This is a genomic window from Shigella sp. FC1967 (genome assembly GCF_001743005.1).
Classification (GTDB): Bacteria; Pseudomonadota; Gammaproteobacteria; order Enterobacterales; family Enterobacteriaceae; genus Proteus.
This window is the reverse complement of record NZ_MIIZ01001120.1, coordinates 1-14,302: the sequence shown is the minus strand read 5'-3', so window position 1 is coordinate 14,302 and position 14,302 is coordinate 1. Positions and strand designations below refer to the sequence as shown.

At 37.7% G+C, this 14,302-nt stretch carries 11 protein-coding genes and 3 pseudogenes; 12 read left to right on the top strand and 2 right to left on the bottom strand.

Translation table 11 applies throughout. The features are described from left to right. Positions 1-391: 391 nt before the first annotated feature. Positions 392-1,078, top strand: a complete 687-nt coding sequence (locus BHE89_RS19115) for a FadR/GntR family transcriptional regulator (protein ID WP_023583311.1) — start codon at positions 392-394, stop codon at positions 1,076-1,078. 82 nt (positions 1,079-1,160) lie between these two features. Further along, positions 1,161-2,557: pseudogene (mdtD, locus tag BHE89_RS19110) on the top strand (multidrug transporter subunit MdtD). Positions 2,558-2,614: 57 nt separating this feature from the next. On the opposite strand, the gene rbsK reads toward mdtD, so the two are convergent. Then, positions 2,615-3,544: a ribokinase gene (gene rbsK, locus BHE89_RS19105; protein ID WP_069367408.1), complete on the bottom strand. Its 930-nt coding sequence runs from the start codon at positions 3,542-3,544 to the stop codon at positions 2,615-2,617. A 283-nt stretch (positions 3,545-3,827) separates the two neighbouring features. Here rbsK and ravA point away from each other — a divergent pair. Beyond that, a pseudogene (gene ravA / locus BHE89_RS19100) lies at positions 3,828-5,330 on the top strand (ATPase RavA). 7 nt (positions 5,331-5,337) lie between these two features. After that, positions 5,338-6,795 (top strand): ATPase RavA stimulator ViaA, encoded by a 1,458-nt coding sequence (viaA, locus tag BHE89_RS19095; protein ID WP_069367406.1) that lies wholly within the window; start codon positions 5,338-5,340, stop codon positions 6,793-6,795. Here the strand turns inward: viaA and asnA are convergent, their stop codons facing one another. Next, a complete protein-coding gene (asnA, locus tag BHE89_RS19090) occupies positions 6,796-7,788 on the bottom strand; it encodes an aspartate--ammonia ligase (RefSeq protein ID WP_069367405.1) in 993 nt (330 codons plus the stop codon). A 159-nt stretch (positions 7,789-7,947) separates the two neighbouring features. On the opposite strand from asnA, the gene asnC reads away from it, so the two are divergent. The 8 genes and pseudogenes from asnC to atpF all read left to right on the top strand — a co-directional run. Beyond that, a complete protein-coding gene (asnC, locus tag BHE89_RS19085; RefSeq protein ID WP_069367404.1) occupies positions 7,948-8,409 on the top strand; it encodes a transcriptional regulator AsnC in 462 nt (153 codons plus the stop codon). Between the two features lie 101 nt (positions 8,410-8,510). Further along, positions 8,511-8,951 (top strand): FMN-binding protein MioC, encoded by a 441-nt coding sequence (gene mioC / locus BHE89_RS19080; protein WP_069367403.1) that lies wholly within the window; start codon positions 8,511-8,513, stop codon positions 8,949-8,951. A 377-nt stretch (positions 8,952-9,328) separates the two neighbouring features. Continuing rightward, positions 9,329-11,227: a tRNA uridine-5-carboxymethylaminomethyl(34) synthesis enzyme MnmG gene (mnmG, locus tag BHE89_RS19075; RefSeq protein ID WP_069367402.1), complete on the top strand. Its 1,899-nt coding sequence runs from the start codon at positions 9,329-9,331 to the stop codon at positions 11,225-11,227. Further along, positions 11,224-11,850: a 16S rRNA (guanine(527)-N(7))-methyltransferase RsmG gene (gene rsmG, locus BHE89_RS19070; RefSeq protein WP_069367401.1), complete on the top strand. Its 627-nt coding sequence runs from the start codon at positions 11,224-11,226 to the stop codon at positions 11,848-11,850. The genes mnmG and rsmG overlap by 4 nt, the downstream gene beginning before the upstream one ends. A gap of 619 nt (positions 11,851-12,469) precedes the next feature. Continuing rightward, the gene (gene atpI, locus BHE89_RS19065) at positions 12,470-12,847 is read left to right on the top strand and encodes a F0F1 ATP synthase subunit I (protein ID WP_069367400.1); all 378 of its coding nucleotides are present in this window, start codon (positions 12,470-12,472) and stop codon (positions 12,845-12,847) included. A 31-nt stretch (positions 12,848-12,878) separates the two neighbouring features. Further along, positions 12,879-13,703: a F0F1 ATP synthase subunit A gene (atpB, locus tag BHE89_RS19060; protein ID WP_023583322.1), complete on the top strand. Its 825-nt coding sequence runs from the start codon at positions 12,879-12,881 to the stop codon at positions 13,701-13,703. Between the two features lie 45 nt (positions 13,704-13,748). Continuing rightward, positions 13,749-13,988 carry a F0F1 ATP synthase subunit C gene (atpE, locus tag BHE89_RS19055; protein ID WP_004246596.1) on the top strand — a complete coding sequence of 80 codons (240 nt, stop codon included), beginning with the start codon at positions 13,749-13,751 and terminating at the stop codon, positions 13,986-13,988. A 61-nt stretch (positions 13,989-14,049) separates the two neighbouring features. Then, positions 14,050-14,302: pseudogene (gene atpF, locus BHE89_RS19050) on the top strand (F0F1 ATP synthase subunit B); the annotation flags it as partial.

Sequence of the window (14,302 nt, the reverse complement as noted above, 5' to 3'; positions counted from 1 at the left end):
ATCGTCTCTGCGAGTGCCCACACAGATTGTCTGATAATTTGTTAAAGAGCAGTGCAACATTCGCTGCCGTTTCCGGTCTTCTGCGTTGTTGCGAGGAGGCGTATAATACGTTATTCCTCTGAAGAGTCAAGAGTTTTTTCAAACTTTTTTCTTTTCTCTTCGCTGTCCTTCGTGGCTGTTGTCAGCTCATCGTCGGTCAGTGGATGCGCATTATAGGGAGATCTCGGATTAGCGCAAGTATTTATTTCAATTTTTTTTCCGTTCGCTTTTTTTTTTCAACAAAACAAGGAAAAACGCTCTAACTTTATGCTGATAGCGTGAAATCCGAACAGCTTTCTCTAGCTGACTCACGTAAGATAGAAAATAAACTATGGTATAGGTAACCTTTATTATGCAATTTAGCGAACAACGTTCAGCTTCTCAGAAAAATCTTTCTTATATAGTTGCTGAAAAATTAGGTAAACAAATTCTTTCTGGCCATTATGAACCTGAATCTTTGTTACCAGGAGAAATAGAATTAGCAGAATTACTCTCCGTCAGCAGAACAGTTATCCGAGAAGCAATAAAAATGCTTGCTGCTAAAGGAATGCTTTTGCCTCGCCCAAGAATAGGTACTCGAGTGACTCCAATGCAAAATTGGAATCTATTAGATAATGATCTTCTTAATTGGTGGATAGACAGTGGTGAATTTAATAAGGTCAGCCATTATTTTCATCACGTTCGTTTAGCAATAGAACCTCAAGCCTGTTATTTAGCTGCATTTAATGCAACAGAAAGCCAAAAACAGTCTCTTGCGTTATTTGGTAGAGAAATGCAGTTACTTGATGAGAATTTTGATAGACAACATTGGTTAGATATCGATACTCAATTTCACTATCTTATTTATCAAGCAAGTGGCAATCCATTCTTTGCCTCTTTCGGCTCATTATTTCTTTCTGCTTACAAAAAGTATTTCGATCTTATTGTAGGTAACGAAACCGTTCAGCCAGAAACACATAATCAAATAGTTCAAGCCATTATTGATAAAGATGGAAATAAGGCACGTGATCTCTGTTTAATCTTATTAACAAGTGATTGAATAGTTTTAATACAAATTTTGTAGATTTTCTGTTTATAATATAGCGATAATCAAAATATAGAATAAAGATGGTGTACGCTTCATGTTGAAATCCGCCCAAAATATGTCTGGGTTGCCTTGGATTGCTGCAATGGCTTTTTTTTATGCAGGCTCTCGATGCAACTATTCTTAATACGGCATTACCAGACATAGCAAAAAGCCTTAATCATTCTCCTCTTGCCATGCAATCGGCTGTTATCAGCTACACCTTAACTGTTGCATTATTAATCCCTGTCAGTGGTTGGTTAGCAGATAGATTTGGAACACGTAAAATTTTTATTATTGCGGTTTCTTTATTTTCAGGTGGATCTTTATTATGTGCACTTTCTCCTAATCTTACTTTTCTTGTTATTTCACGGATTATACAAGGTATAGGTGGTGCAATGATGATGCCAGTTGCACGCCTTGCTTTATTAAGAGCTTATCCGCGCAGCGAATTACTTCCTATTCTAAATTTTGTCACAATGCCAGGATTGGTAGGTCCCATAGCAGGACCTCTTCTAGGGGGAATATTAGTTACTTATGCCTCTTGGCATTGGATATTTATTATAAATATTCCTATTGGCTTATTAGGTATTTTCTATGCCATAAAACATATGCCTAATTTCACTATGCCAAAACGTAAATTTGATTTACTTGGCTTTATTTTCTTTGGATTTGGCTTAGTGATGCTTTCTGTTAGCCTTGATCTTTTTTGGTGATAAAAATATCTCTCGATATATTCCTATTGCTGTTATTTTAGGTGGATTTTCTTTACTAGGCTTATATATCAATCATGCAAGACGCCACCAGCAACCTCTTATTCCCCTCAATATATTTAAAACACGAACTTTCTCTGTAGGTATTGTAGGAAATATTGCAACAAGATTAGGAACTGGATGTATTCCTTTCTTAATGCCACTTATGTTGCAAGTCGGTTTTGGCTACCCTGCAGTTATTTCCGGTATGATGATGGCACCAATGGCTCTGGGTTCTATTTTAGCAAAATCATTTGTCACTAAGATCTTAGTGAAATTTAGTTATCGCCGAACACTCTTTATTATTACGATTATTATTGGGCTGATGATCGCTCAGTTTTCACTACAATCGCCTGATATGTCTATTTATTATCTTGTCATTCCACTCTTTTTATTAGGTGTGGTCATGTCTATACAATTCACATCAATGAATACCATTTCATTGGCTGATTTAACAGACAACAATGCTAGCTCAGGAAATAGTGTTTTAGCTGTCACCCAACAATTGGCAATTAGTTTTGGTATTGCAGTGAGTGCATCTATTTTAGGATATTTTGAGACAGAGAAAGTGGGCACTACAGTTGATAACTTTCATTATACTTTTATTACTGTTGGTATCATTACATTGCTTTCTTCTTTTGTATTTTTACTCCTTAATAAACATGATGGCGATAATCTAACTAATAAAAAGAAAAAAGCCTGATAGCTTTATTCAAACTAAAAAGAGAGCACATGCTCTCTTTTTCTTTATCTATAAAAATTATAAGGATGAAGCTAAAAAAGTATCTACTTCATGACGCCATGGTACGGATGGTTGAGCGCCTGCTCGAGTAACAGCAATAGCAGCTGCCGCATGAGCAAACTTAATCGCAGGCATCATTGATTGTCCTTCTAATAAAGCGGTGATCAGTGCGCCATTAAATGTATCTCCAGCCGCGATAGTATCAACAGCTTTCACTTTAAATGCAGGAACAATACAACCTTTACTATTTTGTTCACTCACCCAAACGCCACGACTTCCTAATGTAATAAGAACCGTTTTAATACCTTTATCATGTAATACATCCGCTGCTTGCTGAGCACTTTCATCATCAATCACTTTAATTCCAGTTAGATATTCAGTCTCTGTTTCGTTTGGAGTAATAATATCGACAAGTGATAACAGCTCATCAGGTAATGCTTGGGCAGGCGCAGGGTTTAATATTATTTGCACATTTTCTTGTTTAGCAATTTCAGCAGCTTTCAATACTGAATCAAGTGGCGATTCTAATTGCATTAACAGAGCATCAGCTTCTTTTATAATATTTCGATGGCGCTGAACATAATTTGTATCTAATCGTCCATTAGCACCAGCATGAATGCCAATAACATTCTCTCCCTGTTGATTAACAAAAATCAGCGCAACACCTGTTGCTACATCATCAATTAACTCAATGCTATCTGTATCAATGTTATCTGTCATTAATTGAGCTTTGGCTTTTTTACCAATATCGTCACTCCCTAAACAAGCAAGAAATGAAATATTAGCACCACAACGCCCAGCAGCAACCGCCTGATTAGCACCTTTACCGCCAAATACCATTTGGAATTGGTTACCTGAAATGGTTTCACCAGGAAGCGGAAAATGGGCGACATTAAGAATATGATCTGCATTAACACTACCTAAAATCACAAGTTTCTTCGCTTCCATGATTTTTCCTTACTCTCAATAATAAATTCTAGATGTACGGCATAAATGGGGTATTCAATATGTTAAACCGATCATCTCAGCAACATTAATGAAAAAACGTGATCACTATCGAAACGTTTCGCTAGTAAAACAAAAAAGAACCAAAAATAAGCAGTAGGAAGCTGAATCGATTTTTGTTATAAACAATTAGTGTGCTAATAGAATGTTTGACTATATATCAACAATCCTTTTCTGGTACTTTCAGGATGATGATAAAAATAAGTCCCCATTATTAGGAGTGGTTATGCAACTTGCAGAGCGGATTTCACAACTTAGCCAATATCTTGAAACAGGACTTTATGAACGACAGTCAGCTATCCGCCTTTGTCTACTTGCAGCACTAAGTGGTGAGAGTGTTTTCTTACTAGGCCCTCCTGGTATTGCTAAAAGCTTAATAGCAAGAAGAATGAAAGAAGCTTTTAAAGAGGCTAACGCTTTTGAATACCTCATGACACGCTTTTCAACCCCTGAAGAAATTTTTGGTCCTTTATCTATTCAAGCCTTAAAAGATGAAGGTAAATATCAACGTTTGGTTGAGGGATATTTACCAGATGCTGAAGTTGTCTTTCTTGATGAAATATGGAAAGCAGGACCCGCTATTCTTAATACGTTATTAACAGCAATTAATGAACGTAAATTTAGAAATGGGGAAGCAGAAGTCACTATTCCAATGCGCTTATTAGTATCAGCCTCTAATGAGCTACCTGATTCAGACAGCAGTCTTGAAGCACTATATGACCGAATGCTTATTCGTATTTGGTTAACAAAAGTCCAGGATAAGAAAAAACTTCCGCGCATTACTTGTTAATAAAGAAGTGGGCTCTTTTCATATTCCAGAACATATCCAAATTACTACCGAAGAATTCTCACGCTGGCAATCAGAATTAGAAAAGGTCACTTTAGATGACCACATATTTGATTTAATTTATCAACTTCGTGAGTCTTTAGATAAAAGTGATGTTGCACCTTATGTTTCAGATAGACGTTGGAAAAAAGCAGTACGTCTTTTACAAGCAAGTGCCTTTTTTAATGGTCGTAGTGTTATTTCACCATTAGATCTTATTTTATTAAAAGATTGCCTGTGGCATGACCAAGCATCATTTGCATTATTAGATAAGTTATTACAAAACCTTTTAACAGAACAAGCCTACCACCAGCTAGAGTTGATAAGAAAAACAGAAAGTTTATGGGCTGAGTGGATGCAATCGACAAGAAATAAGCAAGATCAACAGGCGTTTCGTTTCGAAAAACAAAGTGGAATGTTTGGACGAAATACACATTTTAGCCTATCAGATAAAATGCGGGCTGATAAATTCACTCTGTTTTTACACATCCCTCTCCATATCCATAGTATTCAGGTTAACTTTATTACTATTGAGCAAAAAGCATTAGAAAACTTTTTGGCTAAAGGGGGGGAGTTATTAGCACGTTTTAAATGGTATTGGTTTCCCGCAATCAATTAACGCACAAATACGCCAAGATGGTGTATTAGAAATTTTGGATGTAAGTCGTCGAACAACATCTCTTTATCAACAGAAAGAGACAGCGCCAACGGTTCCTATTGAAGATAACAACGAGTGGAAAGATAAGTTAAAAGATCTAACACAAGAAATTTATGGTGAGCAGGAAAAAATTTAATCATCATCAACCTAATTTATTTATTGATAATGATTGGCTTATTTCCATCGAGCAAAGTTTTGTTCAGCTTAATGAAAAACTATCGCAATTAAAAAGCCAAATAAAGTAATGATATTATGCTGACACTTTCAACATTAGATATGCTTTTAGCCATAAATGAAGGGCAACTTATTGAGGAAGTTATTATTGCTATACTCGCATCGCCTCAATTAGCGGTATTTTTTGAAAAACATCCAAGACTCAAAAAAGCCTTACTTAAAGATATCCACCAATGGAAAAAGAGCTTACAGCAAAGAGTAAAAGAAACATTAGTACCTACAATGATCGCTGATGAATTCGCCCTTTATCAACAAACACAATCATTAGGTAACGCCATATTTAATCAACAAGTAGAGCAAATACTGGCTGAATTAAACAAGCTAGACTCCTCTTTTACTGAAGAAGCATCACAGCTAATTAAAATTAATAAGCCTTTTTCACCCGCTCAACAAGCGTTGTTTATTCAACACTGGCGGATAAGTTTAATTTTCCAAGTCACGGCATTACACAAAGCCCTATTTGACCAAGAACAAGAGCAACTCCTTGCTGAGCTTCAGGAACGTTTAGCGTTAAGTGGAAGCCTAAGTCATACATTTTCAGAAAATGAGCGTGCCGCAGGGCGTTTATGGGATATGAGTAAAGGTGTTTTAACAAAAACGCCTTTTGATGAGAAAATTATTCAACGTTATAGCGACTTTCTTGATCAACAACCGGAGTTACATAAGCTCGCCAGTTTGCTAGGTCGTAGCAAAACAGCTAAATCGCTTCCAGAAGAGAGTGTTATTTTTGAACCTGTAACTATTGTTGAAAAAGCGCCTGATACAACACCAGAGCAAGTTAATGGAATAGGACTCAGTGATGATATCTTACGCTTACTTCCCACAGAACTCGCTTTATTAGGTATTAATGAAATCGAATATGAGTTTTATCGAAAGCTGGTGGAAAAACAGCTAAATACCTATCGATTACAAGGTGATAATTGGCAAGAACGTACTGTATTGCGACCCGTAACTCATCATCATGATGAAGAAAGACCAAGAGGGCCTTTTATTGTATGTATTGATACATCAGGTTCGATGGGCGGATTTAACGAACAGTGTGCCAAAGCTTTTGGGTTAGCATTAATGAAAATAGCGCTAGCTGATAATCGTTCATGTCATGTGATGTTGTTTTCTACTGAAACGGTGCATTATCAATTGTCATCGCCTAATGGCCTGCAAGATCTTATCAAGTTTTTGAATCAATCATTTAGAGGAGGGACGGACTTAAGTGCCTGTTTAGATAATGTCGCAAATAAACTAAATAGCCCAGAATGGAAAGATGCTGATGCTGTTGTTATTTCTGACTTTGTCGCCCAAAGGTTACCCGAAAACCTAATCAACAAAATCAAAAAAAGCCAACAGCAACAGCACAATCGCTTCCATGCGGTTACCCTATCCAATTATGGTAAACCCAGCATCATGAAAATCTTTGACCATATATGGCGTTTTGACACTGGATTAAAAAGTCGTTTACTTCGACGCTGGCGACAATAATTACAGCATATCGGCGAAAGCTAAACGGGTATCTTTTTCCCATACACCGCATTGTACTTGTCCAATATGCTCTTTTTGTAGCAGTAACATCACTAAACGTGATTGACCAATACCACCACCAATAGTTTGAGGCATATCCCCATGCATTAATGCTTTATGCCAATCAAGCTCTAAACGTTTAGTATCGTCGGTTAATGTTAACTGACGCATTAAGGTTTCAGGGTCAACACGAATTCCCATTGATGACAACTCAAATGCATCTTGTAGAACAGGGTTCCACACAATAATGTCACCGTTTAAACCTTCAAATCCCTCTTCGTTTGGTGTCGTCCAGTCATCATAATCAGGCGCTCTGACATCATGATATTCACCACTTGAAAGTTTTCCTCCAATACCAATTAAGAAAACGGCACCATATTCTTTTGCTATCGCTTTTTCACGACCTTTAGCATCAAGATCAGGGTAACGACGCAATAACTCTTCAGTGTGGATAAAATGAATTTGATCTGGCAGGAACGGTACCAGACCAAATTCTTCGCTGACGGCTTTTTCAGTTTCTTTTATTGCCTGATAAATTTTACCCACAGTCTGCTTAAGATAAGGAACAGTTCGATCCTTAGCTTCCATCACTTTTTCCCAGTCCCACTGATCAACATAGACAGAGTGGATCTGAGTTAAGCGATCTTCGTCTGGTCGTAACGCTTTCATATGTGTATAAAGCCCCTGACCAGAACTAAATCCAAAACGACCTAATGTTTTACGTTTCCATTTTGCTAATGAATGGACAACTTCAAAGGTAGAATCTGGTAAAGATTTGACTTTAACTTGTACCGCCTTCTCATGCCCAGACAAGTTATCTTGAGTTCCATCACCAAGGCGACTTAAGATCGGTCCTTGAACTTCAATCAGTCCTAATTCTTTTTCCAGAAGGCGAGAAAAATATGATTTAACAAAGCTAATTTGCTGTTGAGTCTGGATGAATGATTTTTCCATTTTTATATCCCTAGTGGTGATGTTGTGTTTCGCTGATATAGATTAAGCAACAAAATGGGTACTAAATTCAATATATCTCATCAAAAATAGCCTTGCTTGTTTTAAATCGTTAAAAATATCGATGTAAAAATGTATTATCGTTAAAAACAGGAGGAGTTTATGGACAATATTTATCAGATCGATAATCTCGATCGCGACATACTTCACGCATTAATGGCCAATGCGAGAACACCTTACGCTGAATTAGCTAAAAAATTCGAAGTAAGCCCAGGCACAATTCATGTTCGTGTAGAGAAAATGAAGCAAGCTGGAATTATTACTGGAACACGTGTTGATATCAGTGCAAAGCAATTAGGTTTTGATGTCTGTTGCTTTATTGGCATCATTTTAAAAAGTGCAAAAGATTACCACACGGCATTAGACAAGTTAGATAAGTTAGATGAAGTCGTAGAGGTATACTATACAACAGGACAATACAGCATTTTTATTAAGGTAATGTGTAAAAGTATAGAAGCGCTACAAGACGTACTTATCAACAAAATTCAGACAATTGATGAAATTCAATCAACAGAAACATTGATCTCATTGCAAAACCCGATAATAAGGACGATCAAGCCATAAGGGTAAATTCTTATTTTTTTTTTATAACCACATTATCCACAGGTAGATCCCAAGTGATTCACAGCGTACAATAGCGCGTCTTGAACATAAGGAGATCATTAATGAAAAAAGTCACTCTAATTAGTGGCAGTACCATGGGTAGTGCTGAATATGTCGCAGAACACCTTGCAGAGATCTTATCTGAAGAAGGTTTTGAGACTGATTTACACCATGGACCTTCGCTTAATGATCTTCCTAATGAAGGGATCTGGCTCGTAGTTACCTCCACGCACGGTGCTGGTGATATTCCTGACAACCTATTGCCTTTTGCTAACGAAATATCATCAGACTCCGTTGATCTTAGTCATATCACCTTTGGTGCGATCGGCATTGGAAGTAGTGAATATGACACTTTCTGTGGTGCGATCAGAACATTAGATCAAAAACTAGTGGAAAAAGGAGCGACTCGACTAGGTGATCGTCTCGAAATTGATATTCAAAAGTACGACATTCCAGAAGATCCAGCAGAAGAATGGATAGCATCTTGGAAAAATTTACTTTAATTTGTACAAAAAACAAGCAAACGAATGTGGATAACTCTGCTTAAAAGCAGGGATTAACCCGTAGTTATCCATTGTATAAGGTAATATCAAGAAATGAGCTGTGTATAAGTCGTCATTTTGATCCCAGCTTATCAGCAGATAGATCACGGATCATTCACAGTATATGATCCTTTACACTTTTATGATCTTTAAATAGAAAATCCACTTATCCACAGAGGATCGCTTCCTTAATAAAAGATCTAATAAAGAGATCTTTAAATAAAAAGATCTTTAAATAATTACCTGCGGATCTGCTCGCTTGTATCTGTCAAAAAGTTGAGTAGAATTCGTTTTCCCAATGCAACACATTCAGCATTCGTAACATTTAAGGTTCACACATGTTTTATCCAGAACACTTTGACGTCATTGTCATCGGTGGTGGTCACGCCGGTACAGAAGCCGCTATGGCTGCAGCTCGTATGGGGCGTCAAACCCTATTACTGACCCACAATATTGATACTTTGGGCCAAATGTCTTGTAACCCAGCGATTGGTGGGATTGGTAAAGGGCATCTGGTAAAAGAGATCGATGCCATGGGTGGATTAATGGCAACCGCTATTGACCATGCAGGGATCCAATTTAGAACTCTTAACGCAAGTAAGGGTCCAGCTGTAAGAGCAACAAGAGCACAAGCTGATCGTGTTCTTTATCGCCAAGCTGTTCGTACAAGTCTTGAAAATCAACCTAATTTAATGATCTTCCAACAACCAGTTGAAGATCTCATCGTTGAGAATGACCAAGTAACAGGTGCTGTTACTCGCATGGGTTTAAAATTCCGTGCTAAATCGGTTGTTCTAACCGTAGGTACTTTCCTTGATGGAAAAATCCATATTGGTTTAGAAAATTACAGTGGTGGTCGTGCAGGTGATCCACCATCAGTTTCATTATCACACAGACTACGTGAATTACCTCTACGTGTAGGTCGTTTAAAAACAGGGACACCACCGCGTATTGATGCAAGAACCATTGATTTTAGCCAATTAGCGGTTCAGCTGGGTGATACACCAATGCCGGTTTTCTCATTTTTAGGTAATGTGGATCAACATCCTGAACAGATGCCTTGCCATATCACATACACAAATGAAAAAACGCATGATGTTATTCGTAATAACCTTGATCGTAGCCCAATGTATGCGGGTGTCATCGAAGGAATAGGCCCTCGTTATTGCCCATCTATTGAAGATAAAGTGATGAGATTTGCTGATCGTAATTCACATCAAATCTTTTTAGAGCCTGAAGGTTTAACAAGTAATGAAATTTACCCTAATGGTATTTCAACAAGCTTACCTTTTGATGTTCAAATGCAGATCGTAAATTCCATGAAAGGTATGGAAAATGCGAAGATCATTAGACCTGGTTATGCCATTGAATATGACTTCTTTGATCCAAGAGATCTAAAACAAACACTAGAAAGTAAATTTATCAATGGATTGTTCTTTGCTGGACAAATTAACGGTACTACTGGTTATGAAGAAGCAGCGGCTCAAGGCATGCTTGCTGGGCTTAATGCGGCACGTTACGCCTTCGATCAAGAAGGTTGGTTCCCTCGTCGTGATCAAGCATACATTGGTGTATTAGTTGACGATCTTTGTACTCTTGGTACAAAAGAACCATACCGTATGTTTACTTCTCGTGCTGAATATCGCTTGATGCTGCGTGAAGATAATGCTGACTTACGTCTCACTGAAATTGGTCGTGAATTAGGCATGGTTGATGATACTCGTTGGGCTCAATTTAGTGAAAAAGTTGAACTAGTTGAAAAAGAACGTCAGCGTTTAAGAAATATTTGGGTTCACCCTCAAGCTGATAATCTTTCAGAAATCAATGAATTGCTAAATACACCATTGTCCAAAGAAGCTAATGGTGAAGATTTATTACGCCGCCCTGAAATGACTTACGATATATTGAAAAATATCACTCGGTTTGCGCCAGGTATTGATGATTCAAAACCACAAGCCGCTGAACAAGTTGAGATCCAAGTTAAATACGAAGGTTATATTAGTCGCCAACAAGAAGAGATCGAAAAACAACTACGCAATGAAAATGCCGCGTTACCAATTGATCTGGACTATAAACAAGTTAGCGGATTATCTAACGAAGTTATTGCGAAACTTAACGATCACAAACCAACATCGATCGGACAAGCATCACGGATCTCTGGTGTCACGCCTGCTGCTATTTCCATTTTATTAGTTTGGTTGAAAAAACAAGGCCTATTACGCAGGAGTGCATCATGAATGACTTACTTAATCGGCTAAAAAAGCTGGCTAAGCAAGCCAATATTGAGCTTACAGACATTCAAGCTGAAAAACTCACGGGTTATGTTGCTATGCTTGATAAATGGAATAAAGCTTATAACCTCACATCCGTGCGAGATCCACAGCAAATGCTTATCCGTCATATTCTGGATAGCATTATTGTAAGCCAATATCTTGAAGGTGAAAGATTTATAGATGTGGGAACTGGGCCTGGATTGCCTGGTATTCCACTAGCGATAATGCGTCCCGATCATCACTTTGTCTTATTGGATAGCTTAGGTAAACGTGTTCGCTTTATGAAGCAAGTTCAGCACGAATTAGGACTTAATAATATCGAGCCAGTTCAATACCGTGTTGAAGAATACCAAACAGAGAAACCTTTTGATGGCGTTATTAGCCGAGCATTTGCCTCTATGAAGGATATGCTCTCTTGGTGCTCTCATTTAGTGACTGAAGAACACGGTCGTTTTTATGCACTGAAAGGACAAATTCATCAAGAAGAGTTAGATGAACTTGCTGATAATGGATTAAAAATACCTGAAGAAGTGATTCGCTTATCGATACCTGAATTGAATGAACAAAGACATTTGGTGATTATTTAATCAAATATCTTGTGTCTTATTGATTCCTTTTTTCTATTTTTTGTGCTCTGGCGATAATATTTACAATGTTATCGCCATTTGTTTTATGGGGATTTATGAGAAACATTAAAATTCACTTTAATAAAACAATAAATTAACAATTTATTATCTTTTTCTTTAATTCTCTTTGTAACCTGAGTTTTTCTCTTTTTATTTCCAAAATAAATTAATAATTCTGTGCATTATAAAAATATTGAATTTATTTAATTGAAATTCGGTTAATTATTTTTCAATTGCCACTAAATTGTTCATAAAAAGGGGCTTTATTTGTTAACCCCATTATATAATTTATGAAATAAGCTTTATTTATACTTTTTATATTTGTGATGAATGTCACGCTATTTATTTTGTTCAGCACTATTATTTTTTATTCTTTTTTGTTCTTAATCATTTTTCATAAATGGAACCTTGGTAAGAAATTTAAATTAATCTTCACTTTTTCGCTACTTATTGATTGAATTCATTGCCACGCCCCGTATAATTTGCTCGTTTTTGTCACTTGACACTTTATAGCAAAGACAGTTTGATACATCATTCAGTAATACCTTTTACGATAGCTAGTCTGGAGAATACAAACGTCATGTCTGTCTCCCTCTACAACGGGAAAGTTGCACTGAAACTGTTATTTTTGCAGTTTATGACTTTTGTTATTCTCAGTGCGGTTTTCTACTTAAAGAGTACAGACTGGAGTTTTTCGGCTTTTTTAGGCGGGTTAGCATGTTGGTTACCCAATATGGCTTTTCTTTTGTTAATGCGCTTACAAAAAGTCAACGAAGAAGAAGCTCCAGTTCGCATAAACTGGCTTTTTGCTTTCAGTGAAGGGTTGAAGGTTATATTATCAATAGCCTTGCTGATTGTTGCTTTAGGAGTGTTTAAAGCGGCATTTGCACCACTGGTCATGACCTACTTAGCGGTGCTTGTTATGCAGGTCGTTGCACCAGCCGTCATTAACGGTTAGCGTTTTTAACAACAAAAGGGTAATTGGCATCATGTCTGCATCAGGAGAAGCATTAACCACTAGAGACTACATAGGCCACCATCTGAATAACCTTCAGTTGGACCTGCGTACTTTCGAGTTGGTCAATCCCCATGCTGAAAATGCGCCATCATTCTGGGTGTTAAATATTGACTCACTTTTCTTTTCAGTACTGATGGGCGCATTATTCCTATGGCTGTTTAGAAAAGTAGCAGTAAGAGCAACCAGTGGCGTACCGGGAAAATTCCAGACTGCAGTAGAAATGATCATCGGTTTCGTTGATAGCAGTGTTCGTGATATGTATCACGGAAAGAGCAAGGTCATTGCACCTTTGGCATTGACTGTGTTCGTTTGGGTGCTGTTAATGAATGCCCTGGATTTATTACCAATCGACTTCATCCCTTATATCGGTGAACACATCTTAGGGTTACCTGCGTTACGCATCGTTCCGACTGCGGACGTGAGTATTACTCTATCGATGGCAATTGGTGTATTTATCCTGATCCTGTTCTATAGCATTAAGATGAAAGGCATAAAAGGGTTTACAAAAGAGCTGACTTTACAGCCTTTTAATCACCCAATTTTTATTCCTATCAACTTAATCTTGGAAGGGGTAAGCCTGCTATCAAAACCTGTTTCCCTCGGTCTTCGACTGTTTGGTAACATGTATGCGGGTGAACTGATCTTTATTCTTATTGCTGGTCTGTTACCGTGGTGGTCACAGTGGTTATTAAGCCTTCCTTGGGCAATATTCCACATACTGATTATTACGTTACAAGCATTTATTTTCATGGTTCTAACGATTGTCTATCTGTCGATGGCATCTGAAGAACATTAATTATTAACTCTTTGAAGAAATAACTGAAACAAACTGGAGACTGTCATGGAAAACCTGAGTATGGATCTGCTGTACATGGCTGCCGCTATTATGATGGGTTTAGCTGCAATCGGTGCTGCAATCGGTATCGGAATCCTCGGAGGCAAATTTTTAGAAGGTGCTGCTCGTCAGCCTGATCTGATCCCTCTTCTGCGTACACAGTTCTTTATCGTTATGGGTCTGGTTGACGCCATCCCAATGATTGCTGTGGGTCTGGGCCTTTACGTGATGTTTGCTGTTGCCTAATGTTGGCAATGAGTAGCAAAAGCATCAAGTTAGTTAATAACCAAGAAAGAGGTATTGTGCTGTGAATTTAAATGCAACAATCCTCGGCCAGGCCGTCGCATTTGTCCTGTTTGTTTTGTTCTGTATGAAATTTGTATGGCCACCAATTATGGCGGCCCATTGAAAAAACGTCAAAAAAGAAATTGCTGACGGTTTATCATCTGCAGAACGAGCTAAAAAAGGACTTAGATTTAGCGAAAGCCGATGCAGGCGACCAGCTAGCGAAAGCAAAAGCAGAAGCTCAAGCAATCATTGAATCCGCGAATAAACAACGC

What these genes read in the sequence shown, in the direction of transcription:
- BHE89_RS19115 (WP_023583311.1), top strand. Translation starts at nt 392, where the DNA reads ATGCAATTTAGCGAACAACGTTCAGCTTCTCAGAAAAATCTTTCTTAT.
- rbsK (WP_069367408.1), bottom strand. Translation starts at nt 3,544, where the DNA reads ATGGAAGCGAAGAAACTTGTGATTTTAGGTAGTGTTAATGCAGATCAT.
- viaA (WP_069367406.1), top strand. Translation starts at nt 5,338, where the DNA reads ATGCTGACACTTTCAACATTAGATATGCTTTTAGCCATAAATGAAGGG.
- asnA (WP_069367405.1), bottom strand. Translation starts at nt 7,788, where the DNA reads ATGGAAAAATCATTCATCCAGACTCAACAGCAAATTAGCTTTGTTAAA.
- asnC (WP_069367404.1), top strand. Translation starts at nt 7,948, where the DNA reads ATGGACAATATTTATCAGATCGATAATCTCGATCGCGACATACTTCAC.
- mioC (WP_069367403.1), top strand. Translation starts at nt 8,511, where the DNA reads ATGAAAAAAGTCACTCTAATTAGTGGCAGTACCATGGGTAGTGCTGAA.
- mnmG (WP_069367402.1), top strand. Translation starts at nt 9,329, where the DNA reads ATGTTTTATCCAGAACACTTTGACGTCATTGTCATCGGTGGTGGTCAC.
- rsmG (WP_069367401.1), top strand. Translation starts at nt 11,224, where the DNA reads ATGAATGACTTACTTAATCGGCTAAAAAAGCTGGCTAAGCAAGCCAAT.
- atpI (WP_069367400.1), top strand. Translation starts at nt 12,470, where the DNA reads ATGTCTGTCTCCCTCTACAACGGGAAAGTTGCACTGAAACTGTTATTT.
- atpB (WP_023583322.1), top strand. Translation starts at nt 12,879, where the DNA reads ATGTCTGCATCAGGAGAAGCATTAACCACTAGAGACTACATAGGCCAC.
- atpE (WP_004246596.1), top strand. Translation starts at nt 13,749, where the DNA reads ATGGAAAACCTGAGTATGGATCTGCTGTACATGGCTGCCGCTATTATG.